At 64.7% G+C, this 25,659-nt stretch carries 29 protein-coding genes; 23 read left to right on the plus strand and 6 right to left on the minus strand.

The window, feature by feature from the left end; translation table 11 throughout:
* Positions 1–71: 71 nt before the first annotated feature.
* Entirely contained in the window at positions 72–818 is a 747-nt protein-coding gene (gene gpmA / locus BC1002_RS01305) for a 2,3-diphosphoglycerate-dependent phosphoglycerate mutase (protein WP_013088270.1), read from the minus strand.
* 137 nt (positions 819–955) lie between these two features.
* Here gpmA and BC1002_RS01310 point away from each other — a divergent pair, with 137 nt between their 5' ends.
* The 5 genes from BC1002_RS01310 (at position 956) to BC1002_RS01330 (ending at position 3,941) form a co-directional block, all read left to right on the plus strand.
* Entirely contained in the window at positions 956–1,381 is a 426-nt protein-coding gene (locus BC1002_RS01310) for a rhodanese-like domain-containing protein (protein WP_013088271.1), read from the plus strand.
* A complete protein-coding gene (gene grxC, locus BC1002_RS35960; RefSeq protein WP_013088272.1) occupies positions 1,378–1,638 on the plus strand; it encodes a glutaredoxin 3 in 261 nt (86 codons plus the stop codon). The genes BC1002_RS01310 and grxC overlap by 4 nt, the downstream gene beginning before the upstream one ends.
* A 147-nt stretch (positions 1,639–1,785) precedes the next feature.
* Positions 1,786–2,262, plus strand: a complete 477-nt coding sequence (secB, locus tag BC1002_RS01320) for a protein-export chaperone SecB (RefSeq protein ID WP_013088273.1) — start codon at positions 1,786–1,788, stop codon at positions 2,260–2,262.
* Between the two features lie 22 nt (positions 2,263–2,284).
* The gene (locus BC1002_RS01325) at positions 2,285–3,283 is read left to right on the plus strand and encodes an NAD(P)H-dependent glycerol-3-phosphate dehydrogenase (RefSeq protein ID WP_013088274.1); all 999 of its coding nucleotides are present in this window, start codon (positions 2,285–2,287) and stop codon (positions 3,281–3,283) included.
* 97 nt (positions 3,284–3,380) lie between these two features.
* On the plus strand, positions 3,381–3,941 hold the full coding sequence (locus tag BC1002_RS01330; RefSeq protein WP_013088275.1) for an O-acetyl-ADP-ribose deacetylase: 561 nt from the start codon (positions 3,381–3,383) through the stop codon (positions 3,939–3,941).
* Here the strand turns inward: BC1002_RS01330 and trmL are convergent.
* Positions 3,914–4,384 (minus strand): tRNA (uridine(34)/cytosine(34)/5-carboxymethylaminomethyluridine(34)-2'-O)-methyltransferase TrmL, encoded by a 471-nt coding sequence (trmL, locus tag BC1002_RS01335; protein ID WP_013088276.1) that lies wholly within the window; start codon positions 4,382–4,384, stop codon positions 3,914–3,916. The two genes, BC1002_RS01330 and trmL, sit on opposite strands and share 28 nt — an antisense overlap.
* An 18-nt stretch (positions 4,385–4,402) precedes the next feature.
* On the minus strand, positions 4,403–5,188 hold the full coding sequence (locus BC1002_RS01340; protein ID WP_013088277.1) for a ComF family protein: 786 nt from the start codon (positions 5,186–5,188) through the stop codon (positions 4,403–4,405).
* Positions 5,189–5,270: 82 nt separating this feature from the next.
* Between BC1002_RS01340 and BC1002_RS01345 the strand changes: the two genes are divergently transcribed.
* The 8 genes from BC1002_RS01345 to BC1002_RS01380 all read left to right on the plus strand — a co-directional run bounded on the left by BC1002_RS01345 (position 5,271) and on the right by BC1002_RS01380 (position 12,614).
* A complete protein-coding gene (locus BC1002_RS01345; protein ID WP_013088278.1) occupies positions 5,271–6,236 on the plus strand; it encodes a methyltransferase domain-containing protein in 966 nt (321 codons plus the stop codon).
* Between the two features lie 395 nt (positions 6,237–6,631).
* Positions 6,632–7,108, plus strand: coding sequence for a DUF2244 domain-containing protein (locus BC1002_RS01350; RefSeq protein ID WP_013088279.1), 477 nt, complete (start codon positions 6,632–6,634; stop codon positions 7,106–7,108).
* 64 nt (positions 7,109–7,172) lie between these two features.
* Positions 7,173–8,789, plus strand: coding sequence for a cytochrome c oxidase subunit II (gene coxB / locus BC1002_RS01355; RefSeq protein ID WP_013088280.1), 1,617 nt, complete (start codon positions 7,173–7,175; stop codon positions 8,787–8,789).
* 44 nt (positions 8,790–8,833) lie between these two features.
* Positions 8,834–10,447 carry a cytochrome c oxidase subunit I gene (gene ctaD / locus BC1002_RS01360; RefSeq protein ID WP_013088281.1) on the plus strand — a complete coding sequence of 538 codons (1,614 nt, stop codon included), beginning with the start codon at positions 8,834–8,836 and terminating at the stop codon, positions 10,445–10,447.
* Between the two features lie 123 nt (positions 10,448–10,570).
* Positions 10,571–10,705, plus strand: coding sequence for a cytochrome oxidase small assembly protein (locus BC1002_RS38710; protein ID WP_041734263.1), 135 nt, complete (start codon positions 10,571–10,573; stop codon positions 10,703–10,705).
* Positions 10,706–10,747: 42 nt separating this feature from the next.
* The gene (locus BC1002_RS01370) at positions 10,748–11,371 is read left to right on the plus strand and encodes a cytochrome c oxidase assembly protein (protein WP_013088282.1); all 624 of its coding nucleotides are present in this window, start codon (positions 10,748–10,750) and stop codon (positions 11,369–11,371) included.
* Positions 11,372–11,421: 50 nt separating this feature from the next.
* On the plus strand, positions 11,422–11,631 hold the full coding sequence (locus BC1002_RS01375; protein ID WP_013088283.1) for a DUF2970 domain-containing protein: 210 nt from the start codon (positions 11,422–11,424) through the stop codon (positions 11,629–11,631).
* Positions 11,632–11,756: 125 nt separating this feature from the next.
* Positions 11,757–12,614, plus strand: coding sequence for a cytochrome c oxidase subunit 3 (locus BC1002_RS01380; RefSeq protein WP_013088284.1), 858 nt, complete (start codon positions 11,757–11,759; stop codon positions 12,612–12,614).
* A gap of 191 nt (positions 12,615–12,805) precedes the next feature.
* On the opposite strand, the gene BC1002_RS01385 is transcribed toward BC1002_RS01380, so the two are convergent.
* Positions 12,806–13,015: a twin transmembrane helix small protein gene (locus BC1002_RS01385; RefSeq protein ID WP_008921867.1), complete on the minus strand. Its 210-nt coding sequence runs from the start codon at positions 13,013–13,015 to the stop codon at positions 12,806–12,808.
* Between the two features lie 111 nt (positions 13,016–13,126).
* On the opposite strand from BC1002_RS01385, the gene BC1002_RS01390 reads away from it, so the two are divergent.
* The 5 genes from BC1002_RS01390 to BC1002_RS01410 are packed head-to-tail and all read left to right on the plus strand — an operon-like array spanning position 13,127 to position 17,246.
* Entirely contained in the window at positions 13,127–13,843 is a 717-nt protein-coding gene (locus tag BC1002_RS01390) for an SURF1 family protein (RefSeq protein ID WP_013088285.1), read from the plus strand.
* A 51-nt stretch (positions 13,844–13,894) separates the two neighbouring features.
* A complete protein-coding gene (locus BC1002_RS01395) occupies positions 13,895–14,569 on the plus strand; it encodes an SCO family protein (RefSeq protein WP_013088286.1) in 675 nt (224 codons plus the stop codon).
* Between the two features lie 22 nt (positions 14,570–14,591).
* On the plus strand, positions 14,592–15,701 hold the full coding sequence (locus BC1002_RS01400; protein ID WP_013088287.1) for a COX15/CtaA family protein: 1,110 nt from the start codon (positions 14,592–14,594) through the stop codon (positions 15,699–15,701).
* Positions 15,702–15,706: 5 nt separating this feature from the next.
* Entirely contained in the window at positions 15,707–16,612 is a 906-nt protein-coding gene (cyoE, locus tag BC1002_RS01405) for a heme o synthase (RefSeq protein WP_013088288.1), read from the plus strand.
* 4 nt (positions 16,613–16,616) lie between these two features.
* Positions 16,617–17,246 carry an SCO family protein gene (locus BC1002_RS01410; RefSeq protein ID WP_013088289.1) on the plus strand — a complete coding sequence of 210 codons (630 nt, stop codon included), beginning with the start codon at positions 16,617–16,619 and terminating at the stop codon, positions 17,244–17,246.
* A gap of 75 nt (positions 17,247–17,321) precedes the next feature.
* Here the strand turns inward: BC1002_RS01410 and BC1002_RS01415 are convergent, their stop codons facing one another.
* Positions 17,322–17,612: a YciI family protein gene (locus tag BC1002_RS01415; RefSeq protein WP_013088290.1), complete on the minus strand. Its 291-nt coding sequence runs from the start codon at positions 17,610–17,612 to the stop codon at positions 17,322–17,324.
* Between the two features lie 272 nt (positions 17,613–17,884).
* On the opposite strand from BC1002_RS01415, the gene BC1002_RS01420 reads away from it, so the two are divergent.
* Positions 17,885–18,697: a MetQ/NlpA family ABC transporter substrate-binding protein gene (locus BC1002_RS01420; RefSeq protein WP_013088291.1), complete on the plus strand. Its 813-nt coding sequence runs from the start codon at positions 17,885–17,887 to the stop codon at positions 18,695–18,697.
* A 76-nt stretch (positions 18,698–18,773) separates the two neighbouring features.
* Here BC1002_RS01420 and BC1002_RS01425 read toward each other — a convergent pair whose 3' ends face one another.
* Entirely contained in the window at positions 18,774–19,700 is a 927-nt protein-coding gene (locus BC1002_RS01425) for a bifunctional helix-turn-helix transcriptional regulator/GNAT family N-acetyltransferase (RefSeq protein ID WP_013088292.1), read from the minus strand.
* Positions 19,701–20,067: 367 nt separating this feature from the next.
* On the opposite strand from BC1002_RS01425, the gene BC1002_RS01430 reads away from it, so the two are divergent.
* From BC1002_RS01430 to ptsP, 4 genes are all read left to right on the plus strand, one after another.
* Complete coding sequence (locus tag BC1002_RS01430; protein WP_013088293.1) at positions 20,068–20,802, plus strand: GntR family transcriptional regulator; 735 nt, start codon at positions 20,068–20,070, stop codon at positions 20,800–20,802.
* A 75-nt stretch (positions 20,803–20,877) separates the two neighbouring features.
* On the plus strand, positions 20,878–21,981 hold the full coding sequence (gene nagA, locus BC1002_RS01435) for an N-acetylglucosamine-6-phosphate deacetylase (RefSeq protein WP_013088294.1): 1,104 nt from the start codon (positions 20,878–20,880) through the stop codon (positions 21,979–21,981).
* Positions 21,965–22,981: an SIS domain-containing protein gene (locus tag BC1002_RS01440; RefSeq protein ID WP_013088295.1), complete on the plus strand. Its 1,017-nt coding sequence runs from the start codon at positions 21,965–21,967 to the stop codon at positions 22,979–22,981. The genes nagA and BC1002_RS01440 overlap by 17 nt, the downstream gene beginning before the upstream one ends.
* Positions 22,982–23,019: 38 nt before the next feature.
* Positions 23,020–25,590, plus strand: coding sequence for a phosphoenolpyruvate--protein phosphotransferase (ptsP, locus tag BC1002_RS01445; protein WP_041734520.1), 2,571 nt, complete (start codon positions 23,020–23,022; stop codon positions 25,588–25,590).
* Positions 25,591–25,659: the final 69 nt, after the last annotated feature.

Raw genomic sequence — 25,659 nt, forward strand, 5'->3', positions numbered from 1 at the left:
TGCCGGGCCGGTTGTCTCCGTGCGGCCCCGCGCGCTTTCGTCGCGAGGGGCCCGCGGCCGGAAACGCTTGGTCAGCCCGCCTTGCCCTGGCTCGCGACCGCGGCTTGTGCCTTCGCGATCGCGTCCTGGTCGCCGAGATAGTAGTGCTTGATCGGCTTCAGATCTTCGTCGAGTTCATAGACGAGCGGCACGCCGTTCGGAATGTTCAGGCCGACGATGTCGCTGTCCGAGATGTTGTCGAGGTACTTGACCAGCGCGCGGATCGAGTTGCCGTGCGCGGCGATCAGGATGCTGCGGCCCGACTTGATGGCCGGCGCAATCGACTCGTTCCACAGCGGCAGCACGCGCGCGACCGTGTCTTTCAGGCACTCGGTCAGCGGCAGTTGCTCGCGCGGCACCTTGGCGTAGCGCGGGTCGGTGTACGGCGCGCGCTCGTCGGTCGGCTCGAGCGCGGGCGGCGGCGTGTCGTAGCTGCGGCGCCAGACCAGCACCTGTTTGTCGCCGAATTTGGCGGCCGTTTCGGCCTTGTTCAGACCCGACAGCGCGCCGTAGTGGCGCTCGTTCAGGCGCCACGAATGCACGACGGGCAGGTACATCAGGTCCATCTTGTCCTGCACGTGCCACAGCGTGCGGATCGCGCGCTTGAGCACCGACGTATAGGCGATGTCGAACGTGTATCCGGATTCCTTGAGCAGCACGCCCGCCTGCTGCGCCTCGAGGTTGCCCTGCTCGGTGAGGTCGACGTCGACCCAGCCGGTAAAGCGGTTTTCCTTGTTCCACGTCGATTCGCCGTGGCGGATGAGAACGAGTTTGTACATGTGAGTTGCCGGTCGGTAGTGAGGAAGCGGTCTTGCGCTGTGCGGTGCCTCTGGCGGCGCATCGCCATCGCGTCAAACGGTTATTTTATAATGCTCGGGTTGACCTTTTCGATTTCTCTCTTTCCGGCGGATCTTCCGTGAAGTTTTTCACCGAATACACAAACCTTGTCCTGATCGCAATCGTCCTTATCTCTGGTGGGTTGCTGCTGTGGCCGACCATCAGTCGGCGTGGACGTGGCGGCCTGTCGGCCGCTGAAGCCACCCAACTGATCAACCGGCGCAACGCGGCGGTCATCGATCTGCGGCCGTCCGCCGATTACGCCAAGGGGCACCTGCCCTCGGCACGGCATTTCGAATTCGCGGAGTTGCAGGCGAAAGTCACGCAACTCGCGAAGAACAAGAGCAACCCGGTGCTGCTGGTATGCCAGACCGGCCAGCAGTCGAACAAGGCAGCGCGTATCGTGCAGGAAGCGGGATACGCGGAAGTCCATGTTCTCGAGGGCGGCGTCGACGCCTGGCAGAAAGCCGGTATGCCGGTTGTGAAACAAGGAGCAGCCAAGTGAACAAAGTGATCATGTACAGCACCCAGGTGTGCCCGTATTGCCAGATGGCCGAACGTCTTTTAAAGTCGCGCGGCGTCGAGCACGTTGAGAAAGTACTGATCGATAAAGACCCGGCCCGTCGTGAGGAGATGATGACCCGGACCGGTCGTCGCACGGTGCCGCAGGTGTTCATCGGCGAGACGCATGTCGGCGGCTATGATGACCTTTCCGCGCTCGATCGCGCGGGCGGTCTGACGCCGCTGCTCGAAGCAGCCTGAGTTCGCGCGTTTCGCGCCGCGCGAGCGGGCGGACCACCACTCGATAAGCCGGCGCGTGCGCTCCTCGCGGAGCCGAGCCGGCGCAATAATCTGGCGGCCCATGCGTGCATCGGCCGCCGCCACGCATACCTATCAGGAATCACCATCATGTCCGACGAGAATAACCAGCCGTTCTTCAACATCCAGCGCATTTATCTGAAGGACATGTCGCTCGAGCAGCCGAATTCGCCGGCGATCTTCCTCGAGCAGGAAATGCCGTCGGTCGAAGTCGAAGTCGACGTGAAGGCTGAGCGCCTCGCGGAATCCGTGTTCGAAATCCTCGTGACGGGCACGGTTACGGCCAAGGTGTCGGACAAGGTCGCGTTCCTGATCGAAGCGAAACAGGCCGGCATTTTTGACATTCGCAACATTCCTGCCGAGCAGATCGATCCGCTCGTCGGCATCGCGTGCCCGACCATTCTGTTCCCGTACTTGCGCTCGAACATCGCCGACGCGATCACCCGCGCCGGCTTCCCGCCGATCCACCTCGCCGAGATCAACTTCCAGGCGCTGTACGAGCAGCGTCTCGCGCAAATGAGCGCGGCCCAGCAGGGCGGCGCGGCGCAAAACGGCGTCACGCATTAAGGCGCCGCAGGTAGTGCCGGCTATGAAGGTCGCCGTTCTCGGCGCTGGCGCCTGGGGCACCGCCCTCGCTGGCCATCTGGCCGTAAGGCACGACACGGTGTTGTGGGCGCGCGAGTCCGCGCTCATCACCGAGCTTTCCACTTCGCACGAAAACGCCCGCTATCTGCCGGGCGTCGCGTTGCCGCCCGCGCTTCGCTACGAAGCGGATCTCAATGCGGCGCTCGATTACGCGCTCGCCGACGCTGCGCTGTGCGTGGTCGCGACTCCCGTGGCTGGCCTGCGCGGTCTGTTGCGTGCGATGCGCGATGCGGGCAAGGTGCCCGCGCATATCGTGTGGCTGTGCAAGGGTTTCGAAGCGGATTCACAGTTGTTGCCGCATCAGGCGGTGGCGGCGGAGTTGCCCGCGCATGCGAGCAACGGCGTATTGTCCGGACCGAGCTTCGCGCGCGAAGTCGGGCAGGGGCTGCCGGTAGCGTTGACGATCGCGAGTTCGTCGTCGGTGTGCCGCGAACGCACGGTCGCGGCGTTTCATCACGGCGCGATGCGCATCTATACCGGCGATGACGTCGTCGGCGTCGAAGTGGGCGGCGCGGTGAAAAACGTGCTCGCCATCGCGACGGGCATCGCCGATGGCCTCGGCCTCGGCCTCAACGCACGCGCGGCGCTGATCACCCGCGGCCTCGCCGAAATGTCGCGTCTTGGCGTGACGCTAGGTGGGCGAGCGGAAACCTTTACCGGGCTGACCGGCCTGGGCGATCTGATTTTGACCGCGACCGGCGATCTGTCGCGCAACCGCACCGTGGGCCTGCAACTCGCCACGGGCCGCACGCTCGACGACATTCTCGGCGGCCTCGGTCACGTTGCCGAAGGCGTGCGCTGCGCGAAGGCGGTCCTGTCGATCGCACGCGCCCATGCAATCGAAATGCCGATCACCCAAGCGGTCTGCGCGGTGCTGTTCGACGGCGTGGCGCCGCGCGATGCGGTCAGCGCGCTGCTGCGGCGCGATTCGAAGGCCGAATAAAGTCTGTTCTTTCAGCCGTTTAGCGCAAATTCACGTTGAACGGCTGCCTCACCCGGCTGTCCACTTCTTGAGCGAGACTCGGGTCAGCGAGGTTCCCATGCCCACCTTCAATCTCAGTCACGGCACATGCACGCTCGAAGCGCGCGTGGTCGATATCACGAGGCTCGCCGTCGATGCGATCGTCAATGCCGCGAATACGTCGCTGCTCGGCGGCGGCGGTGTGGATGGCGCGATTCATCGCGCGGCCGGCAAGGAGTTGCTGCGCGAATGCGAAACGCTCGGCGGCTGCGCGACCGGCGACGCCAAAATCACCGCCGGTTATCGGCTGCCCGCGAAGCATGTGATCCATGCGGTCGGTCCGGTGTGGCGCGGCGGCGCGCATGGCGAAGCCGACCTGCTCGCATCGTGCTATCAGCGCTCGCTCGAAATCGCGCGCGAGACGCATTGCACGAGCATTGCGTTTCCCGCGATCAGTTGCGGCATCTACCGTTTCCCCGCCGACGATGCGGTCAGCATCGCGGTCGGGACCGTGCTCGACACGTTGCCGCGCACACCCCACATGAAGCACGTGACGTTCGCGTGTTTCGACGACGCGATGTTCGCGCGCTACGAGGCCGAGCTCGAACGCCGTCAGGCGCCGCCCTCGAAGCCGGCCTGACGCCACGCTTCGAACACCACGACCGCCACCGTATTCGACAGATTCAGACTGCGATTGCCAGGACGCATCGGCAGACGCACGCGCTGTTCGTTCGTAAAGCGCTCGAGCACCGTGTCGGGCAGGCCGCGCGTTTCGGCGCCGAACACGAACCAGTCGCCCGGTTGAAACGCGTGGTCGTGAAAGCGCCCCGAGCCGCGTGTGGTGAACGCGAACATGCGCGACGGATCGGGCGTTTCTTTCGCGATGAACGCGTCCCAATCGGTGTGCACGTTCATTTCCGCGTACTCGTGATAGTCGAGGCCGGCGCGCCGCATCTTGGTGTCGTCGAGAGGGAAGCCGAGCGGCTCGATCAGGTGCAGTCGGGCGCCGGTATTCGCGCACAGGCGAATCACGTTGCCGGTGTTGGGCGGAATTTCTGGTTCCACGAGAACGACGTTGAACATAAGGGGACCACGTAAAAGCTAGTTTTTCGGAGTGCGCAGCGCGACGAAGTTCGTGACCCGCCGCGCGCCTGCGGCCTTCAGTGTATGCGCGAGCGCTTCGAGCGTCGCGCCGCTCGTCATCACGTCGTCGACGATGCCGACGTGCAAGCCGCGCACCGGGCGCGCAATGCGAAACGCGCGCCCGACGTTGTGCCGGCGCGCATCGAGATCGAGGCGCGATTGCGGCGCGGTGTCGAGCGTTCGTACGAGCAGCGTCGCGTCGCTGCGCACGGCGAGCGCCCGGGCGAGCGGCCGCGCGATCTGCCAGGCCTGGTTATAGCCGCGCTCGACCAGACGGCGACTGGCGAGCGGCACTGGCGCGATCAGGTCGGGCCGCTCGCCCGCGTCGTGCCAGTTGTCCCGAGCGAGCCGCGCGAGACGTTGCGCGAAGTCGCGCGCGAGCATCAGCCGGGCGCGGAACTTCAGGCCGACAGCGAGCGTATCGAGCGGCGCCCGATAGTCGGCGAGCGCGAAGCTCGCGTCGAACGGCGGCGGCTCGGCCACACAATCCGCGCAGCGATACCCCGCCTGTGCGACCCAGCGTGACGCCGGCAAGGGCACCGCACAAACGCTGCAGCGCAGGCGGCTCTCGTTCCAGTAGGCCGCATCGCAACCGTCGCATAGCGTCTTATGCGACATATTGCCGCATAACGCGCACAGGTTCGGCAGCGCGACGTTCAAGGCGCGTGGCCATGCCGAATACAGACCGCGCGCAACACGCGCCGCCTGATTTCGACACGATGAAGAAAATGACTGGAATCGCACGAGTGAGTGCCGCCGAAAGCCGTTCACGCTGAATGGAGGGGAACGAACGAGTATACTTCGAGCTCACGCCAGCACGACACACATGTCCCCAACATCCGCTCAATCTGGCCGTCCGGCCTACGATTCACGGCGCCTCATGCGTATTTTCGACCGTCGCGCCGCCACCTTCGACGAGGTTGCGTTCCTGCCGCGCGAGATTGCACAGCGCATGCGCGAGCGTCTCGATTACATCAAGGTCGCGCCCTCGAGCGTGCTCGACGCCGGCTGCGGCGCGGGCGAAGACATCCCGGCATTGCGCGAACGCTTCCCCGAGGCGCCCGTGTTCGGCGCCGATCTGTCGCGCGGCATGCTCCGCCGCGCGCTGCGTCACGACGCCGGTGACACCAGTTGGCGGCGCTTTCTTCCCCCTTCGCTCGGCAAGGCGCTCGGCGCGCGTGGCCCGCGCTTCGCGCAAGCTGATTTCTCCGCGCTGCCGTTCGCGGCCGGCGCATTCGAATTCATCTGGTCCAACCTTGCGCTGCACTGGCACTCGCGGCCGGATCTGGTCTTTCCCGAATGGCAGCGCGTGTTGAAGGTCAACGGCCTGCTGATGTTCAGTACGCTCGGCCCCGACACGCTGAAGGAATTGCGCGGCGCCTACGCGGAGATCGAGGCCGCGCACGGCGTCGCGTCGCGCAAGCATGTGATCGACTTCGTCGACATGCATGATCTCGGCGACATGCTCGTCGAGGCCGGCTTCGAGATTCCGGTGATGGACCAGGAGACGCTGACGATCACCTACAAGTCGCCCGAGTCGCTGCTCGCGGACGTGCGCCGCTGGGGCGCATACCCGTTCGAGCGCGATGCGCATGACGGTGCGCTCGCGCGTCGGTTGCACAAAGCCCTGCTCGCCGCGCTCGAAGCGCGCCGGCGCGCCGACGGTACGATCGCGCTGACCTTCGAGGTGATCTACGGACATGCATGGAAAGCGGTGCCGCGCACCACGGCCGAAGGACATGGCATCGTGCGGCTCGAGGACATCGGACGAGGTCCGGGCAAACGTGGGTAGCAGATTGCGGCGCGGTCATCAACTGCTTGCCGACGGTGCGGTTGACCTGTTGCAAAAGCGGTAAAGAGGACATCCGTTATGCCTGGGATTTGCCCTCCGAAAGAGCCGCAAAATGCCGGGCAAAATGGCGCGAAGGCTTGTCGCGCCGGGCTTGTGGGCCGATCGGGGCTTGCTTGTCGATGCTATGGATCGCGCCTATAATGCGTCAGTTTGTCACCCGACGTTCCCACATTTGCGGTGGCAAGCCCGAGGCGCAGGGCTGCAAAATGAAGTGATGCGGTAGGGGTTGGCGCGGTCGCGATTGATGCTGTAAACAGTGACATGAGCGGCGGCCGCGAGATGCATCCGGAAGTAAAAGAAGGCAGGCCGGACGCGACGAATCGCAGGAGGCAGCGATGGGCGCATCAGATCATCTGCTGGCGGATTCAGAGCCGGTCCTCAAGGACTGGACCATGAAGCGCAACTGTTCGATGTCGCCGCGGCAGTTCGTCTGTCTGTACGTGTCGCTTGCGTTGTTTTCGTTGGCAATTGCATTCATGCTGGTTCTGGTCGGCGGCTGGCTGGTGTTGCCGTTCACCGGAATCGAATTGCTGGCGGTAGGTATCGCGTTTGCAATATATGCGCGTCATGCTGTCGATTACGAGCGCATCCGGTTGTTTCCGAACCGGCTCGTGATCGAGCAGGTCAGCGCCGAGCAAATTACGCAGTTCGAATTCAATCCGCGCTGGGTGCGGATAGAGCCGGGCGCAACGCCGCGCGATCAGATCAAGCTGGTCTCGCGCGGGCAGACGATCATGATCGGGCAACATCTCGCGCAGAATCGGCGCACGCAGTTCGCAGGCGAACTGCGTATGTGGCTGGCACGTTGTTAGATGGTGCCGGACGCGCGGCGTTCAAGGGGGCGCGACACGCTGCCAGCGGGGTCGAGGGGTTTGAATGGAAAATTTGGGTAAGGAAGCTATGAAAACAATCAAGCGAGCGCTCATGAGCGTGCTGGCGACGAGCGGACTGCTTTTCGCCGGTGCTGCCCTGGCAGTGGGCGATGCTCCGGGCGGCCCCGCCGTCAATGCGATCAATCTCCAGCCGCCTGCAACGAAAATCGCTGAGGAGCTGTTTAGCCTCCACATGTTCATGCTGGGCCTTTGCACCGTCATTTTCATCGGTGTATTCGGCGTGATGTTCTATTCGGTTTTCGCGCACCGCAAATCGAAAGGCCACAAGGCCGCCAATTTCCACGAAAGCACCACCGTCGAAATCATCTGGACGATCGTGCCGTTCATCATCGTCGTGCTGATGGCGCTGCCCGCCACCAAGACCGTCGTCGCGATGAAGGACACCTCTAACGCCGATCTCACGATCAAGGTCACCGGCTACCAGTGGAAGTGGGGCTACGACTACGTGAAGGGTCCGGGCGAGGGCATCGGCTTCCTGTCCACGCTCGCCACGCCCCGCGCGCAAACCGAAGGCCGCGAGCCGATCTCCACGCTGTATCTGCAGGAGGTCGACAACCCACTCGTGGTGCCGGTCGACAAGAAAATCCGCATCATCACCACCGCGAACGACGTGGTCCACTCCTGGTACGTGCCGGCCTTCGGCGTGAAGCAGGACGCGATCCCCGGCTTCGTGCGCGACACGTGGTTCAAGGCTACCCGCACCGGCACGTTCCGCGGCTTCTGTACCGAGCTGTGCGGCAAGGAACACGCGTTCATGCCGGTCGTCGTCGAAGTGCTGTCGGCCGACGACTACGCGAAGTGGGTCGACCAGGAAAAGAAGAAAATGGCCGCCGGCCAGGACGATCCGAACAAGACCTACACGATGGCCGAGCTGATGGAGCGCGGCGGCAAGGTCTATGCGGCGAACTGCGCGGTCTGCCATCAGCCGACCGGCAAGGGCGCGGGCGCATTCCCGGCGCTCGACGGCAGCAAGATCGCCAACGGTCCGATCGGTCAGCACGTGAGCCTCGTGCTGAAGGGCAAGAACGCAATGCCTTCGTGGGCGCCGACGTTGAACGACGTCGAAATCGCCTCGGTGGTCACGTACGAACGTAACTCGTGGGGCAACCACACGGGCGACATCCTGCAGCCCAAGCAAGTCACCGACGCGCGTAACGGCAAGCTGCCGGAAGGCGGCGACCATCTGGCCGCCGCGGGTGCCGCGGCAAGCGGCCCGGAAGCGGCTTCGGCACCGGCTGCATCGGGCACTGACGCTGGCGCGGCCGCTGCGAATGGCGCAGAGGCCACGCTGCCGGCGAGCGTCTACTTGGAGACCGGCAAGAGCACGCTGCCGGCCGACGCGAAAGCGGCGGTCGACGCGGCCGCGGCCTACGCAAAGGCGCATCCGGACGCGAAATTCACGCTGTCTGGCTTCACCGACGCAACCGGCTCCGCCGACGTCAACGCGAAGCTCGCGAAGAGTCGTGCCGAGGCCGTTCGCGACGCACTGAAAGCAGCCGGCATTGCCGAAGACCATATTATTTTGAAGAAGCCGGAAACGATCACCGGCGGCACCGACGCGAAGGAAGCCCGGCGCGTTCAGATCAGCCCGGCAGCCTGACGTGATCATGGTCAGCACCGCAGAATTCGCTTTAGGAGATTGTCATGTCTAGCATCGGACACGATGTAGTCGCGGGCCACGAGCACGTGCACGGCGACCATGCCCACGAAACGCCGCACGGCTGGCGCCGTTGGCTGTTCGCCACCAATCACAAGGACATCGGTACGCTGTACCTGATCTTCTCGTTCACCATGTTCCTGTCCGGGGGCGTGATGGCGCTGATGATCCGTGCCGAACTGTTCGAGCCGGGCCTGCAGATCATGCGTCCCGAGTTCTTCAACCAGTTGACCACCATGCACGGGCTGATCATGGTGTTCGGCGCGATCATGCCGGCGTTCGTCGGCTTCGCGAACTGGATGGTGCCGCTGCAGATCGGTGCATCGGACATGGCTTTCGCGCGGATGAACAACTTCAGCTTCTGGCTGCTGCCAGTCGCGGCTGTTCTGCTGGTCGGCTCGTTCTTCTCTCCGGGCGGCGCGACCGCCGCGGGCTGGACGCTGTACGCACCGCTGTCCACGCAGATGGGCCCGGGCATGGACTTCGCGATTTTCGCGGTTCACCTGATGGGTGCGTCGTCGATCATGGGCGGGATCAACATCGTCGTGACGATCCTGAACATGCGCGCACCCGGCCTCACGCTGATGAAGATGCCGATGTTCGTCTGGACGTGGCTGATCACCGCGTATCTGCTGATCGCCGTGATGCCGGTTCTGGCGGGCGCGATCACGATGGTGCTGTTCGACCGCCACTTCGGCACGTCGTTCTTCAATGCGGCAGGCGGCGGCGACCCGGTCATGTACCAGCACATTTTCTGGTTCTTCGGACACCCCGAGGTGTACATCATGATCTTGCCGGCGTTCGGGATCGTCTCGCAGGTGATTCCGGCGTTCTCGCGCAAGCCGCTGTTCGGCTATAGCTCGATGGTGTACGCAACGGCGTCGATCGCGATCCTGTCGTTCATGGTCTGGGCGCACCACATGTTCGTGACCGGCATGCCGGTGACCGGCCAGCTGTTCTTCATGTACGCGACGATGCTGATCGCGGTGCCGACCGGCGTGAAGGTGTTCAACTGGGTCGCGACGATGTGGCGCGGTGCGCTGTCGTTCGAAACGCCGATGCTGTTCGCGGTGGGCTTCCTGATCGTGTTCACGTTCGGTGGCCTGTCGGGTCTGATGCTCGCGATGGCGCCGCTCGACATCCAGTATCACGGCACCTATTTCGTGGTCGCGCACTTTCACTACGTGCTGGTGGCGGGGTCACTGTTCGCGCTGTTCTCCGGGTGGTACTACTGGGCGCCGAAGTGGACCGGCTGGATGTACAACGAAACGCGCGGCAAGATCCACTTCTGGGCGTCGATGTTCTTCTTCAATCTCGCGTTCCTGCCGATGCACTTCGTCGGTCTCGCGGGCATGCCGCGTCGCTATGCGGACTACCCCGCACAGTTCACCGACTGGAACCAGGTGATCTCGATCGGCGCTTTCGGCTTCGGTCTGTCGCAGGTCTACTTCCTGTTCGCGGTGGCGCTGCCGGCTTACCGTGGCGGCGGTGAGCTCGTCGAGGCGGGCGACAAGCCGTGGGACGGCGCAACGGGCCTCGAGTGGTCCGTGCCGAGCCCGGCTCCGTTCCACACGTTCGAGCATCCGCCTACCGTCGAGTAAGCATCTCACGGCGAGGTGCCCGGTTCCGGCGGCGCGAGATGCCGCCACCGGAACCGGGTGCTTCGCGAGGCGGCTGCGGTCGGGCGGTCTCACCAGTCAAGAACTGTATTCAGAAAGTCGAGCATGACGCGCAATCCACGGGAAAGACGTACGCCGGAGAAGATTCGCGCGGGCAACAGGCGGATAGGGTTGGTGATGTTCGCGATCGCCGCGGTGTTTTTCGCGAGCATCATTGTGAAGCAGTGCTGGTTCAGCTAACGCCGCAGTCGCAGTCCGTATGCAGGTTTGTTGAGGATTCAGATGTCGACGCAACCGCCCGCCGAGGCCGACCGCTCTTTCAACCGTTCGATGCTGATCAAGCTGTTCGTCGTCGCTTTGATGATGTTCGGTTTCGGCTTCGCGCTGGTGCCAATGTATCGCGCGATCTGCCAGATCACCGGCGTGAACAACCTCGTGCAGCGCGACGTTTCGGCGCGCGAGGCGAAGAATACGCAGGTCGATATGAGCCGCACGATTTCGATCGAATTCGATGCGAACGCGCGCGGCCTGTTGGGTTTCAAGCCGGAGCAGCGCAGTCTTGATGTGCATCCCGGCGAAGTGACGACGGTGATGTACGACGTCAGCAACGAGCAGTCGCGCACGATCCGTGCGCAGGCCATTCCGAGCTATGCGCCGAAGCAGGCGACCGAGTACTTCAGGAAGATCGAGTGTTTCTGTTTCACGCAGCAGACGTTGAACGCGAACGAGACGAAGCGGATGCCGGTGGTGTTCGTGGTCGATCCGAAGTTGCCGAAGGACGTGAAGACGATCACGCTGTCGTACACGTTTTTCGAGTTGAACACGCCGGCGGCGGGGAACGCGGACGATGCGGTGCCGAAGACGAATGCAGTGAACGCGGTAGCCACTCCCGCGAAGCCGGCCTGAAGCAGCTTTGACGGTGCGAGCCGCGGACGAACGAAGGAAGACGAAGCGAGATGAACGATAACGGCGGCAGTCCGCGCAAGAGCAGTTTCGGTCAGTCGATGCGCGCGGTGTTCTGGTCGTTTTTCGGCGTGCGCAAGCGCCGCGATCTCGAGGCGGACGCGACGCAGCTGAACCCGCTGCATGTGATCGTGGCGGCGCTGATCGGCGCGGCAATCCTGATCGGGGTGCTGATTCTGGTCGTGCGCCTCGTGGTCGGTTGAGGCAGTAGCAGGGCACAGCAGCACAGAAGAGCCCACGAATTAGAGAGAAGCGGTGCGGTATCGACGCGCCGCCGAAGATACAGCCGGTGATTCCGGAACAACTGGACTGAAGTGGAGAATCAAGAATGAGCGGTCAAAACGAGAGCCCGTACTATTTCGTACCGCATCCGTCGCGGCATCCGATCAGCGCCGCTACCGGGTTGCTGGTCATGCTCGGATCGCTTGCGGCCTGGATCAACGACCACACGTGGGCCCCGCTCGGTGTGCTCATCGGTCTGCTGTGGCTACTCTTTACGCTGTGGCACTGGTTCGGCGACGCGATCGCCGAGTCGGAAGGCGGCATGTACGGCAAGAACGTCGACCGCTCGTACCGCTGGAGCATGAGCTGGTTCATCTTCTCCGAAGTGATGTTCTTCGGCGCATTCTTCGGCGCGCTGTTCTATGCGCGCGAAATTGCGATGCATCAGCTGGGCAGCCTCGACTTCAAGCTGATCTGGCCGGATTTCACGGCGGTGTGGCCGAACAACGGCCCGGCCGAGCTCGTGGGCACCTACAAGTCGATGCAGCCGTGGCCGGTGCCGACCATCAACACGGCGCTGCTGCTGTCGTCGGGTGCGACGCTGACGGTGTCGCACCACGCGCTGCGCGACAACCATCGCAAGAAGGCGATCGCATGGCTCGCGGCGACGCTCGTGCTGGGCGTGTGCTTCCTGTTCCTGCAGGGCTTCGAATACTTCCATGCCTACAACGAGCTGAACCTGACGCTGGCTTCGGGCATCTACGGTTCGACGTTCTTTCTGCTGACCGGCTTCCACGGCTTTCACGTATTCCTCGGCGGCACGATGCTCGCCGTCGTGCTGGTGCGCCTGATTCGTGGCCATTTCACAGCGGAACATCACTTCGCGTTCGAAGGCGCGGCCTGGTACTGGCACTTCGTCGACGTCGTGTGGCTCGGTCTGTACGTTGTCGTGTACTGGCTGTAATGCAGTCAGACCCGCGCGCGTCGCTCGTCGGCGCAGACGCGGGACGTGCGCGCAACCGCTGTCAGGCGGCGCGCACGAACAGTATGCAAGGATGAATGCAACGCCGCCCTCGACCTGTCAGGGCGGCGTTTTGTTTGATGGCGGGGAAATTTTGCCGCGGACGGTTTGCGCCGACGACCTATCCGCGAGCGTCAGCGCCCGTACGGAATCCCGGTCGACTGAATCCAGCCCATCCAGTGTGCGAACAGGATGAACAGGAACAGCGAGATCGACAGGCCTACCCGCGTGGCGAGCGACCAGACCATCCGCTTGGTCTTGCCTTTGTCGTGCATCATGAAATACAGCGCCGACACCATGCTGGCGATGATCAGAGCAAAGGCGATGGGAACGATAATGTGCATGGAACCAACTGAAACCGGAAAGCGCAGTGGCAAGACAGTCATTATCGCACCGCGCGCGGGCGTCTGCCGCAGGTTCCCGGCGGCCCTCAACGTGATGACGGAGTACCTGCAATGAAGTTTCGCCTGATTCCCGTGCTGCTGATCCTGCTGGTCGTCGTCGTGGCGGGGCGGCTCGGCTTCTGGCAGCGCGATCGCGCGCATCAGAAGGAAGCGCTCGAGGCGCGCATCACGCAGTTCGAGAACGCGCCCGCGCTGCCGGTCAGCGCGGCGCCGCTCGCGCTGAAGGACGTCGAGTTCCATCGCGTGAAAGCGCGCGGCAGCTTCGTCGCGGACAAGGTCGTGTACCTCGATAATCGTCCGTATAACGATCAACCGGGCTTTTATGTCGTGATGCCTTTTAGACTCGCTGACGGCGGCTATGTGCTCGTCAATCGCGGCTGGCTGCCGCGCAACCTCAGCAATCGAGAGACCATCGCGCCGTACGCGACGCCGTCGGGCGAGGTCGAGATCGAAGGGATTGCGCGTGCCGACGCATCACGCGCGTTCGAACTCGGCGAGGGCGGATCGGCCGCGCATCACCTGATCCGGCAGAATCTCGATGTCGCCGCGTACGCGGCGGAGACCGGATTGCCGCTGCAATCGTTCGTGATCCAGCAGATCGGCGACGTCCGCGACGGTCTGGTGCGCGACTGGCCCGCGCCGACCACCGGCGTCGAGCGCAACTACGGCTACATGCTGCAGTGGTGGGGCATGGCCGCCGCGGCGCTCGCGTTCGGTCTGTATGCAGCGCGCCGCGCGGGCAAAAAAGAACACGCGCCGGGCGCGTGAGGAACGCACGGCACGGCTCGCCGCCGTCCAAACATTGAAAGAGGTTCTGTAGTGTCGACTCAAACTCCCCGTTCGCCGGAAGTTGGCAAATCCACCGGCAAACCCGCCGCGGCCAGGCCGATGCCCGGCCAACCGAACGGCCCGGGCTCGTGGCGGCGCGGCCGCTGGGTGCTGCTGCTGCTCGCGGTGATCTGCGCGGCGCCGATCGCGATCTCGTACTTCATGTACTACGTCGTCAAGCCAACCGGCGGCAGCACGAACTACGGCGCACTGATCGACCCGCAACGGCCGATCCCCGAGTCGCTCGTCGTCACCGGCGAGGACGGTAAGCCGCTGAAGCTCGCGTCGCTGCACGGCCGCTGGCTGATGATCTCGGTCGACAACAGCGCGTGCGACAAAGCCTGCGTGACGAAGCTGTACTTCATGCGACAAATCCGCGCAGCTCAGGGCCCGGAACGCGAGCGCGTCGTGGAGGTGTGGCTGCGCACCGATGCGGACAAGGTCGCCGATGTGATACAAACCGCCTACCCCAACACCGACATGCTGATCGCTGATCCGGCGCAGGTTGCCGCGTGGCTGCCCGCCGACACCGGCACACAGATTACCGACCACATCTACCTGGTCGATCCGAACGGCAATCTGATGATGCGTTTTCCGAAGAATGCGAACCCGAGCAAGATCAAAGGCGACCTGACCAAGCTGCTCAAATGGTCGACCATCGGCTGACGCCGCAACCTGGGTAAATGAGATGTTTGTATTGCAACTGGGCCTGATCGGCTTGTGTATCGCGTTGTTGCCGCTGTCCTACGTATGGGTCAAGGCCGACGACAACAAATTCCGCAAGCTGGTCTGGCTCACCACCTTCCTGACGCTCGATCTCGTGATGTTCGGCGGTTTCACGCGCCTCACCGATTCGGGCCTCGGGTGCCCGGACTGGCCCGGTTGCTATGGCACGTCGTCGCCGTTCATCGCGCACGCGGCGATCTCCGCCGCCTATCAGGCGATGCCGAGCGGCCCCGTCAGCATGACGAAGGCGTGGATCGAAATGATCCACCGCTACTTCGCGATGGCGATCGGCGTGCTGATCATCGCGCAGACGATCATTGCGTGGACTGCGCGCATCAAGCGACGTCCGCTGCATGTGTCACCGTGGTGGCCAACTTCGCTGCTGCTCTTGATCGTCGTGCAGGGTGCGTTCGGCGCGTGGACCGTGACGATGAAGCTGCAGCCGATCATCGTGACCACGCATCTGCTGCTCGGCCTCGCGCTGCTCGGCACGCTCGGCTGGCTCGCGACGCGCTTGACGCCGCTGCCCGCCTACGAGCCGGAGGCCGCGCGCTGGCGCGCGGCGGCGCTAGCGGGTCTCGCGCTGCTGGTGCTGCAGATCGCGCTCGGCGGCTGGGTCAGCACGAACTACGCGGTGCTCGCATGCACCGACTTCCCGACCTGCAACGGCCAATGGATTCCGCCGATGGACTTCGCGCACGGCTTTCACCTGTGGCGCGCGCTCGGCATGACCGGCGACGGCGACGTGATCACGCAGGAGGCGCTGGTGGCGATTCACTGGACGCATCGCACGTTCGCGTTCGCCGTGATCGCCTATCTGGTGTGGTTCGCGGTGAAGATGCGACGTTTCGAGTCGCTGCGGCGACCCGCCAACGGCGTGCTGCTGGTGGTGCTGATCCAGTTCGTCACCGGCTTGTCGAACATCGTGCTGCAATGGCCGTTGCCGATCGCGGTCGCCCATAACGGCGGGGCCGCGATCCTGCTGCTATTGCTCGTTATGTTAAACTTTCGAATCGCTTATAGCCGTCCCGGCCGCGCTGCGATCCCTGCGCGCGAAGCCGCGCCAGCGTGACTCACATGGACAGCACAACACTCTCCCAATCGCCCGGCAGCCGGGTCTCCCAATATCTCGCTCTCACCAAGCCGCGTGTCACGCAGCTCGCGGTGTTCTGCGCGGTCATCGGCATGTTCCTGTCGACGCCGGGCATGGTGCCGTGGACCGTCCTGATCGGCGGCACCGTCGGCATCTGGCTGTTGGCCGGCGCTGCGTTCGCGATCAATTGCCTCGTCGAGCAGCAGATCGACGCGAAAATGCGCCGCACGTCGTGGCGTCCGTCGGCGCGCGGTGAAATCACCACCCCGCAGATTTTGCTGTTCTCGGCCGTGCTCGGCGGCCTCGGCATGTGGACGCTGTACACGTTTGCCAATCCGCTGACCATGTGGCTGACGCTCGCCACGTTCGTCGGCTATGCGGTCATCTATACGCTGCTGCTGAAGCCGGCCACGCCGCAGAACATCGTGATCGGCGGCGCGTCGGGCGCGATGCCGCCGGCGCTCGGCTGGGCAGCGGTCACCGGCCACGTGCCCGGCGATGCATGGATTCTGGTGCTGATCATTTTCGTATGGACCCCGCCGCATTTCTGGGCGCTCGCTCTGTATCGCCGCAAGGACTACGAAAACGCCGGCCTGCCGATGCTGCCGAACACGCACGGCGAAAAGTACACGCGCCTGCATATCCTGCTCTACACGGTCATTCTGTTCGCGGTCACGCTGATGCCGTTCATCTCCGGCATGAGTGGCGTCGTGTATCTCGCGTCGGCGGTGCTACTGGGCGCCGTGTTTCTCGCGTATGCGTGGAAGATCTACCGGGAGTATTCGGACGAGCTCGCGCGCAAGACCTTCCGTTATTCGATCGTCTATCTGTCGCTGCTGTTTGCCGCGCTGCTGATCGACCACTATGCGCGCGTCGTGATCGGCGCATAACACCATGCTCAACAACCGCTTTGCGCGCGTCGCGCGCGCCGCTGTGATCGCTTGCGCGCTCGGCGCGGCGCTGGGCGGCACACTGCTGATGACCGGTTGCGGCAAGCAGCCGCCGGCTTTTACGAATCTCGACATCACCGGCAATACGCAATTCGCCAGCGATTTCTCGTTGCCCGACACCTCCGGCAAGATTCGCACGCTTGCCGACTACAAAGGCAAGGTCGTCGTGCTGTTCTTCGGCTATACGCATTGTCCGGATGTCTGCCCGACGACGATGGCCGAGCTGTCACAGGCGTTGCAGCAACTCGGCCCGGAAGACGCGAAGCGGGTGCAGGTGCTGTTCGTCACGCTCGATCCCGAGCGCGACACCCCGCAGTTGCTCGCGCAATACGTGCCGGCGTTCAATCCGAGTTTCGTGGGCTTGCGTCCTGCCAGCGAAGAGCAGCTCGCGAAGCTCGCGAAAGACTTCCGCGTCTACTACGCGAAGGTGCCGGGCAAGACGCCCGACAGCTACACGATGGACCACACGGCCGCGAGCTATGTGTTCGACACGGACGGCAAGCTGCGTCTGTTCGCGCGCGATGGTCAAGGCGCGACACCGTGGGTGCACGACTTCAAGCTTCTGCTCGATTGACGCGCGTCGCACGCGGCTTTTTATAGCGACGCCGCTCGCGCGTCCCCGCATCGATCTGCTCTTCGCAACTCGCGCTCAAACCGGCGTCGGCAAATTCAGCCCCGGCGCGATACGCGTTGCCTTGAACTCCGTCACCTCGTAGCGCGCGAGCTGTTGCTCGGCGAACGGATCGCTCGCGAGAATGCGATCCAGCCTGTCGCGCTCGATACGCACCGCGAGGATGATGCCGCCGTCGCGCGGCACTTTCGGACCGGCCGCGACGAAGATTCCCGCATCGAACTGCTTTGCGAGAAACGCGCGATGCGCGTCGAGCGCGTCGTCGATACGATCGAGCGGGGCGGTGTAGGTCAGGTTGATCACATACATGGTCGTTCTCAGTGGCGGTTGAGTGGGCCGTGCGAGGCCACGGCTCCGGATTATCGGTTAGCTGCGGTTTTGCGTCGCGCTAGCCAGCGCGCTCGCGCTCTGCATATCCATATGCGCTAAGGGTATTTCCCCAACTTGCCGCCCGTATGAAACAATTTAGGGCTTGGCCGACGGCGCGCCGGCACGAACTGGAGCGCCGCCCATTTTCATCCGACTCCGGCATCCATCGGAGCCATCGACTCAAAAAGTCGAACCGCAACAGCGAGAAACACATGCAGCGCAGAAATATCCTCAAAGCTCTCACCGCAGTCGTCGCCGGTACGGCGATCCTGACCAGCTTCGCCGCGCACGCCGACGACAAGGTCATCAAGGTCGGCACGATCGGCGGCCCGGACGCGCAGATCTGGGAAGTCGTCACCAAGGTTGCGAAGCGCGAAGGCCTGAACGTGAAGGTTGTGGAGTTCAACGACTACATCCAGCCGAACGCCGCGCTCGACGCCGGCGACCTCGACGCCAACAGCTTCCAGCACCAGCCGTATCTCGATAGCCAGATCAAGCAGCGCGGCTACAAACTCGTCAATGCAGGCCTCACGTACATCTCGCCGCTCGGCGCGTACTCGAAGAAACTGAAGTCGCTGAAGGACCTGCCGCAAGGCGCGAAGGTCGCGGTGCCGAACGATCCGTCGAACGAAAATCGGGCGCTGCTGTTGCTGCAGGCGCAAGGCCTGATCAAGCTGAAGGACGGCGCGGCCACGGGCGGCAACAACGCGACGCCGCTCGACGTCGTCGACAATCCGAAGAAGATCAAGTTCGTCGAGCTCGACGCCGCGCAACTGCCGCGTTCGCTCGCCGACGTCGATGCTGCCGTCATCAACACGAACTTCGCGCTGGCCGCCGGCCTGCAGCCGACCAAGGATGCGATCGCGCTCGAAGACATCCACAGCCCGTACGCGAACCTGATCGCGGTGCGCGCGAAGGACAAGGATCAGCCTTGGGTGAAGAAGCTGGCCGCGGCGTATCAGTCGGAAGACGTGCGCCAGTTCATCAAGACGCAGTTCAAGGGATCGATGGTGCCGTCGTTCTAAGCGACGCGTTCAGCGCGCTCACCCGCGCAGTTGCATAGCATCGAGAAAAGCACGCGCCGTACAGGCGCGTGTTTTTTTATAGCTCCAACTCCCATCTTTCGATCATCAGATCGTGGCCGAAGCGGCGCTGCGTCGTGCTATCGGCCAGCTTGAACCCAGCGCGCTCGCAAAGCCGGCGCGGCTCCGTCAATGCGCTCGCGGTGGTCAGCGTCAGCTTCGTGTAGCCCGCGCGCCGCGCGAAGCGCACGCATTCGCTGATCAACTGCGTGCCGATGCCTAGCCGCCGCACGTCCGGTTCGACCCACAGCAGCCGTATGCCCGCGACTGTCGTCGAGACCCCGACGAGGCAAACCGAGCCGACCACCAGACCTTCCTGTTCGGCGATCCAGCACTTCTCGCGCAGTGGGTCGTTGCGCTGAGCGTACTCGGCGACGACGCGCGCAAGCAAACCCTCGAACGTGTGATCCCAACCGTACTGCGCGGCGAACCACTGCGCCTGACGATACACCAGCCAGCCGCATTCGCCGGCGCGCGGCTGACGCAGCACCACGAGTTTATGCTTCGGCTTGTCGCCGAGCAGCCGCTCGATCAGCTTCATCGCGGCGATCAACTGCTCCTGCGATAACGCGCTGAGTTTGTCGAGCAAGCCGAGTGCTTCGTGGATGGCAGCGGCGTCGAGCGGCGCGTAGGTCGCGTGGCCGTGCTCAGTGAGCTCGATCAGCGACTGGCGCGCGTCGGTGTCGGACGGGCGGCGCGAGATCAGGTCGCGTCGCTCGAAACTGGTCAGCAGGCGGCTCAGATAGCCACTATCGAGCCCGAGCGCGCGCCCGAGCATCGATGCGGTTTGCGCACGGGCGCGCGATAGCTCGTGCAGCACGCGCACTTCCGTCAGCGAGAACTCGCTTCGCGCGAGATGCTCGTGCAGGGCACCAATGGACTGGGTATAGAAGCGATTGAAATGGCGGACGGCCTGAGCACGCCGCAGCGCCTCGGAATCAGTCAAGGACAGCTCCCCCGAAACTTTGATGGTCGGTACAGCGCACTATATCGGCACGACCCTTATTTACAAAGCCAGTCCATCGCGGCCGGACGCCAACTGGTATTAAACAGGTATTGAGCATAGACAGAGTTTTGATACCACTAAATGCCGATAACCGCTCGCTGGTATCGTCTAGTGGCGTGATTCGGGAAAGTCCTGGTCTGCGAATCCCCATGTCGGCAGCCCTCAAAATTGCCTGTGAGCCTTATCTGGCAAGGCTTTTCGTCGGACAGGACCAAGCCGGAGCCAGTCCGTTGACTGGTATTATGTTGGTTATATAATGGGCTCTCATTTTTCGAGGCCGTGCTGCTCGCGGCGTCCTTGGAGCCCTATGGAAACTCGCTGGTCCGCATTGATGCCTGACGTGCGTAACGTCACGCCGCTCTACCTGCAGCTCGCGCGCAACCTGGCGACGGCGATCCATTGCGGCGTCTGGTCGGCCGGCGAGGCTCTGCCCTCCGAGCGCACACTGTCCGACGCGATCGGCGTATCGCGCATCACTGCCCGCAAGGCGATCGAGCTGCTGGTCGAACAAGGGCTGATCCGGCGCTCGCGCGGTGCCGGCAGCTTCATCACGCCGCGCGTCGAAGACCCGCTGTCGCGTCTCACCGGCTTCACGAAGAAGATGCAGCAGCGCGGATTTCGCCCGGATTCGGTTTGGCTCGAACGTGACGTGCGCGCCGCCAATCGCGACGAACTGCTGCACCTCGGCCTGTCGCCGGGGGCGGCCGTCGCGAGCCTGCGGCGGCTGCGGCGTGCGGACGGCATCGTGATGGCGGTCGAGCATTCGGCGCTGCCGGTCGCGATCGTGCCCGATCCGCTCGTGATCGGCGACTCGCTGTACAGCTATCTCGAGCAACGCGGCGCTGCTGTGGTGCGCGCGTTGCAGCACTTCCGCGCGGTCAACGCGTCGAGCGAAATCGCCGCGCTGATGGACATCGAACCGCGCACCGCACTGCTGGTCATTACCCGTATCGGTTACAGCGCGGATCAGCGCGCGATCGAGTTGACCGACACCTATTGCCGCGACGACTACTACGACTTCGTCGCTGAACTGCGCACCTAAACTGCGCGGGCCGCATAGGCCGCAAGTCCGGCGAACGCACTTTTGCCGCCTACGTATCACGCACCAGAGAGACTCATGCTGACCGGAAACATACTCACCACCGAAGGGTGGATCCACGGCACGCTCGAATACGAAAACGGCCGCATCACGGCGCTGTCAGGCGAGCGCGTCGATCCGTCGACGAACGACGCACCGTACATCCTGCCCGGCTTCATCGATCTGCACGTGCATGGCGGCGGCGGCGCCGACGTGATGGAAGGCGGCGACGCGATCGAAACGATCACGCGCACGCATGCGCGCTACGGCACCACGAGCCTGCTCGCGACGACGATGACCGCGCCGCGCCACGAACTGATGAACGTCGTCGCCGGGCTCGGCAACGTCACGCGGCTGCGCACGCCGGGCTGCGCGCGCGTGCTCGGCGTGCATCTGGAAGGGCCCTACATCAACCCCGGCAAGCTCGGCGCGCAGCCCGACGCGGCGGTATCGGCGGTGTTGGACGAGGTGCTCAAGTATCTGTCGATCGCGCCGATCCGCGTCGTCACGCTGGCGCCCGAGATCGCCGGCCACATGGAGATCATCTCCGAGATGGCGGCGCGCGGCGTGCGCGTGCAACTCGGCCATTCGCTCGGCACCTACGACGACGCGGTCGCCGCGCTCAAGCACGGCGCGTGCGGCTTCACGCATCTGTTCAACGCGATGTCGCCGCTGCATCACCGCAATCCAGGCCTCGTCGGCGCGGCGCTCGCGCACGCCGAATACGCGGAAATCATTCCCGACCTGCTGCACGTGCATCCGGGCGCGATCCGCACCGCGCTGCGCGCGATTCCGCGCCTGTACGTGGTGACGGACAGCACTTCGGCCACCGGTATGCCCGACGGCGAGTACCGCCTCGGCAGCCAGCACGTGACCAAGTGTCTGGGCGGCGTACGTCTGGCCGACGGCACGCTCGCGGGCAGCACGCTGACGATGGATCAGGCGCTGCGCAATCTTGTCTCGATCGGCCTGCCGATCGCCGATGTATCCCACCGTTTGTCGCGCTACGCCGCCGACTATCTCGGCATCGAGGACCGCGGCCGCATCGCGCGTGGCGCGTGGGCCGACGTGGTCGTCTTCGACCGCGAGCTGGCGCTTAGCGCAACCTACGTCGAAGGAGAAGCCATTGTCGAATATGCTTAAAGAAGCGCTTGCGTCGGCCGCAACGGTCGCCGGGCAGCTCAAGGACACCTCGCGCGTCGCGGCGCTCGCCGCGAAGCTCGCGCAACAGCCGCGCCATGTCGCGCTGACCGTCGCGCGCGGCAGCTCGGACCACGCCGCCAGTTACTTTGCATCGCTGACGATGAGCCGCCTCGGCGTGCCGGTCGCGTCGCTGCCGATGTCGGTCGCGACGCTGCAGCAGGCGCCGCTGCAGGTGCGCGATCAGCTTGCGCTCGCGTTTTCGCAATCGGGCAAGAGCCCCGACCTCGTCGGCACGATGAACGCGTTGCGTGCAGCCGGCGCGCTGACGGTTGCCGCCGTGAACGCACCGAACTCGCCGCTCGCCGACGCGTGCGAGTGGCATCTGCCGCTCGTCGCCGGTCCCGAGCTGAGTGTCGCGGCGACCAAGAGCTACATCGCGATGCTGTCGATCTCCGCGCAGCTGGTCGCGCATTGGCAGAACGACGCCGAGTTGCTTGCTGGGCTCAGTACGTTGCCCGACGCGCTGGAACGCGCGGGCCGGCTCGACTGGTCGATGGCCGTCAACGAGTTGCGCGGCATCGAGCGGATGATCGTGATCGGCCGCGGCCTTGGCCTCGCGATCGCGCAGGAAGCCGCGCTGAAGCTGAAGGAAACTTCCGGCATCCAGGCCGAAGCGTTCTCGAGCGCGGAAGTGCGTCATGGTCCGATGGAGCTGATCGACCGCGACTATCCGCTGCTCGTGTTCGCACCGCGCGGGCCGGAGCAGGCGGGTCTGCTGCAACTCGCGCACGACATGCGCGCGCGCGGCGCGCGCGTTTTGCTCGCGGCACCCGATGACGTCGCGGACGCTTCGCTGCCGCTCGTCGCCACCGCACACCCGGCGCTCGATCCGATCGCCGCCATCCTGTCCTTTTACGTGATGGCCGCGGATCTTGCCGCCGCGCGCGGGCGCAATCCCGACGCGCCACGCCATCTGAACAAAGTCACCGAAACTCACTGACGAGAACGACGATGCGACGTGTCGAGAAGTCCAACCTGATGAGCCATTCCGAAGATCACATTGTTTTGCTTGCACCGCTGACCGGTCCGGTCGTACCGCTCGCGAAGGTGCCGGACCCGGTGTTTGCGGGCGGCATGTTCGGCGACGGCATCGGCGTCGATCCGCTCGAGGGGCGGCTCGTCGCGCCGTGCGACGGCGTCGTCACGCATCTCGCGCGCACCGGCCACGCGGTGACGCTCGAGAGCGCCGAAGGCGCGCAGATTCTGCTGCATATCGGTATCGAAACGGTCGGGCTGAACGGCAAGGGTTTTGCGCCGATGGTCGCGCAGGGCACGCAGGTCCGCGCTGGTGACGTGCTGATCGAGTTCGATCAGGATCAGGTCGCGCTGAATGCGCCGAGCCTCGTGTCGGTGGTCGCGATTGCGAATTCGGAAGCGTTCGAGGTCATCGAGCGGGCGCCAAACGGGCACGCCAAGGCCGGCGAAACGCCGCTGCTGGTGCTGCGTGCGCGCGACGGCGTCAGTCATGACGCAGTGCGTGAGGCGTGCGCCGCTCAGATGATGGACGAAGCGCGCCGGCAGATCACGCTGACGCACGCGGGCGGTCTGCATGCGCGGCCCGCGGCGCGAGCGCGCGAAGCGGCGCGCGGCTTCGACGCGCGCGTCGAGGTGCGCTACGACGGCCGCAAGGCGCCGATCGAAAGCGTCGTGGGTCTGCTGGGACTCGGTGCCGGCGAAGGCGCGAGCGTCGAGCTGCTCGGCGTCGGTCCGCAGGCGCAGGCGGCGGTCGATGCGATCGCTCACGAATTGACTCGCGAAGCGCACGGCGAAGTCGAGCAGAAGCGCGAACAGAAGCCGGCGGCAGCACCGACGACCGTGGTTGCGGTGCCCGCCACGGGCGAGCCGCTCATGCCGAATACGCTCGCGGGCGTGTGCGCGGCGCCGGGCGTCGCGGTCGGCAAGCTGGTGCGCTGGGACGACGCGGATGTCGATCCGCCGGAGCAAGCGAGCGGCACGTCGGCGGCGGAGAGCCGTTTGCTCGACAACGCGATCGCGACGGTCGACGCCGATCTCGACACGATCGTGCGCGATGCGTCGCAACGCGGCTCGGTCGGCGAGGCGGGAATTTTCGCGGTGCATCGCGTGCTGCTCGAAGATCCGACGCTGCTCGACGCCGCGCGCGATCTGATCAGCCTCGGCAAGAGCGCGGGTTTTGCGTGGCGCGAGGCGATCCGCGCGCAAATAGACATCCTGAGCAATGTGGAGGACGCACTGCTCGCCGAGCGGGCCGCCGATCTGCGCGACATCGAAAAGCGCGTGCAGCGCGCGCTCGGCTACACGAGCAGCGCGCACCGCACACTGCCGGACGAAGCGGTGCTCGCGGCCGACGAATTTACGCCGTCGGATCTGTCGTCGCTCGACCGCACGCGGGTGACCGCGCTCGTGATGGCGCGCGGCGGCGCGACCTCGCACGCGGCGATTCTCGCGCGGCAGGCGGGCATCCCTGCGCTGGTCGCGGTCGGCGACGCGTTGCATGCGATTCCCGAGGGCACTCAGGTGGTGGTGAACGCGAGCACCGGGCGGCTCGAATTCGCGCCGACCGAACTCGACGTCGAACGCGCCCGGCGCGAACGCAGCCGCCTCGCCGACGTGCGCGAAGCGAATCGCCGCACGTCGCAGCAGGCAGCGGCGACCGCCGACGGCCGCGCGATCGAAGTGGCCGCGAACATCGCCACACTCGACGACGCGAACGCCGCGGTCGATAACGGCGCCGACTCGGTCGGTCTGCTGCGCACCGAGCTGCTGTTCATCCACCGCCCGGCCGCGCCGAGCGCGGACGAGCATCGCCACAGCTATCAGGCGATCGTCGATGCGTTGCGCGGTCGCACCGCGATCATCCGCACGCTCGACGTCGGCGCGGACAAGGAAGTCGATTATCTGACGCTGCCGCCTGAGCCGAATCCCGCGCTCGGCCTGCGCGGCGTGCGCCTCGCGCAGGTGCGCCCCGATCTGCTCGACGACCAGCTACGCGGCCTGCTCGCGGTGCGTCCGATCGGCGCCGTGCGCATCCTGCTGCCGATGGTCACCGACGCGGGCGAACTGATCCGCATCCGCAAGCGTATCGACGAGCTTGCACGCGAAGCGGGCAGCACCGAGCCGGTCGAAGTAGGTGTGATGATCGAAGTGCCGTCGGCTGCATTGCTCGCCGATCAGCTCGCACAGCACGCCGATTTCCTGTCGATCGGCACCAACGACCTGACTCAATACACGCTCGCGATGGACCGCTGCCAGCCCGATCTCGCAGCGCAAGCGGACGGCCTGCATCCGGCGGTGCTGCGGCTGATCGCAGCGACCGTCGAAGGTGCCGCGAGGCACGGCAAGTGGGTCGGCGTGTGCGGCGCGCTCGCTGGCGACCCGCTCGCGATGCCGCTGCTGGTGGGCCTGGGTGTGACCGAGCTATCGGTCGATCCGGTCTCGGTGCCCGGCATCAAGGCACGCGTGCGCACGCTCGACTATCAGTTGTGCCGCCAGCGCGCCCGCGATGCGCTCGCGCTCGACTCGGCGCAGGCGGTTCGAGCCGCAAGTCGCGCGACGTGGCCGCTCGATTGAAAGATTAATCAATTGGAGAACCCGCACGCCGTGCGTCCGGCAGTACGGCTGCCTTCACGCGCGGCGCGG

Source organism: Paraburkholderia atlantica, assembly GCF_000092885.1.
Classification (GTDB): domain Bacteria; phylum Pseudomonadota; class Gammaproteobacteria; order Burkholderiales; family Burkholderiaceae; genus Paraburkholderia; species Paraburkholderia atlantica.

Excerpts from the sequence above, each read along its gene's own strand:
- secB (WP_013088273.1), top strand. The coding sequence starts at position 1,786 with ATGTCCGACGAGAATAACCAGCCGTTCTTCAACATCCAGCGCATTTAT.
- BC1002_RS01400 (WP_013088287.1), top strand. The coding sequence starts at position 14,592 with ATGTTTGTATTGCAACTGGGCCTGATCGGCTTGTGTATCGCGTTGTTG.
- BC1002_RS01330 (WP_013088275.1), top strand. The coding sequence starts at position 3,381 with ATGCCCACCTTCAATCTCAGTCACGGCACATGCACGCTCGAAGCGCGC.
- BC1002_RS01370 (WP_013088282.1), top strand. The coding sequence starts at position 10,748 with ATGTCGACGCAACCGCCCGCCGAGGCCGACCGCTCTTTCAACCGTTCG.
- cyoE (WP_013088288.1), top strand. The coding sequence starts at position 15,707 with ATGGACAGCACAACACTCTCCCAATCGCCCGGCAGCCGGGTCTCCCAA.
- BC1002_RS01385 (WP_008921867.1), bottom strand. The coding sequence starts at position 13,015 with ATGCACATTATCGTTCCCATCGCCTTTGCTCTGATCATCGCCAGCATG.
- BC1002_RS01430 (WP_013088293.1), top strand. The coding sequence starts at position 20,068 with ATGGAAACTCGCTGGTCCGCATTGATGCCTGACGTGCGTAACGTCACG.
- ctaD (WP_013088281.1), top strand. The coding sequence starts at position 8,834 with ATGTCTAGCATCGGACACGATGTAGTCGCGGGCCACGAGCACGTGCAC.
- BC1002_RS01375 (WP_013088283.1), top strand. The coding sequence starts at position 11,422 with ATGAACGATAACGGCGGCAGTCCGCGCAAGAGCAGTTTCGGTCAGTCG.
- nagA (WP_013088294.1), top strand. The coding sequence starts at position 20,878 with ATGCTGACCGGAAACATACTCACCACCGAAGGGTGGATCCACGGCACG.
- BC1002_RS01350 (WP_013088279.1), top strand. The coding sequence starts at position 6,632 with ATGGGCGCATCAGATCATCTGCTGGCGGATTCAGAGCCGGTCCTCAAG.
- trmL (WP_013088276.1), bottom strand. The coding sequence starts at position 4,384 with ATGTTCAACGTCGTTCTCGTGGAACCAGAAATTCCGCCCAACACCGGC.
- BC1002_RS01420 (WP_013088291.1), top strand. The coding sequence starts at position 17,885 with ATGCAGCGCAGAAATATCCTCAAAGCTCTCACCGCAGTCGTCGCCGGT.
- BC1002_RS01390 (WP_013088285.1), top strand. The coding sequence starts at position 13,127 with ATGAAGTTTCGCCTGATTCCCGTGCTGCTGATCCTGCTGGTCGTCGTC.
- BC1002_RS01415 (WP_013088290.1), bottom strand. The coding sequence starts at position 17,612 with ATGTATGTGATCAACCTGACCTACACCGCCCCGCTCGATCGTATCGAC.
- gpmA (WP_013088270.1), bottom strand. The coding sequence starts at position 818 with ATGTACAAACTCGTTCTCATCCGCCACGGCGAATCGACGTGGAACAAG.
- BC1002_RS01410 (WP_013088289.1), top strand. The coding sequence starts at position 16,617 with ATGCTCAACAACCGCTTTGCGCGCGTCGCGCGCGCCGCTGTGATCGCT.
- coxB (WP_013088280.1), top strand. The coding sequence starts at position 7,173 with ATGGAAAATTTGGGTAAGGAAGCTATGAAAACAATCAAGCGAGCGCTC.
- BC1002_RS01380 (WP_013088284.1), top strand. The coding sequence starts at position 11,757 with ATGAGCGGTCAAAACGAGAGCCCGTACTATTTCGTACCGCATCCGTCG.
- ptsP (WP_041734520.1), top strand. The coding sequence starts at position 23,020 with ATGAGCCATTCCGAAGATCACATTGTTTTGCTTGCACCGCTGACCGGT.
- BC1002_RS01325 (WP_013088274.1), top strand. The coding sequence starts at position 2,285 with ATGAAGGTCGCCGTTCTCGGCGCTGGCGCCTGGGGCACCGCCCTCGCT.
- BC1002_RS38710 (WP_041734263.1), top strand. The coding sequence starts at position 10,571 with ATGACGCGCAATCCACGGGAAAGACGTACGCCGGAGAAGATTCGCGCG.
- BC1002_RS01345 (WP_013088278.1), top strand. The coding sequence starts at position 5,271 with ATGTCCCCAACATCCGCTCAATCTGGCCGTCCGGCCTACGATTCACGG.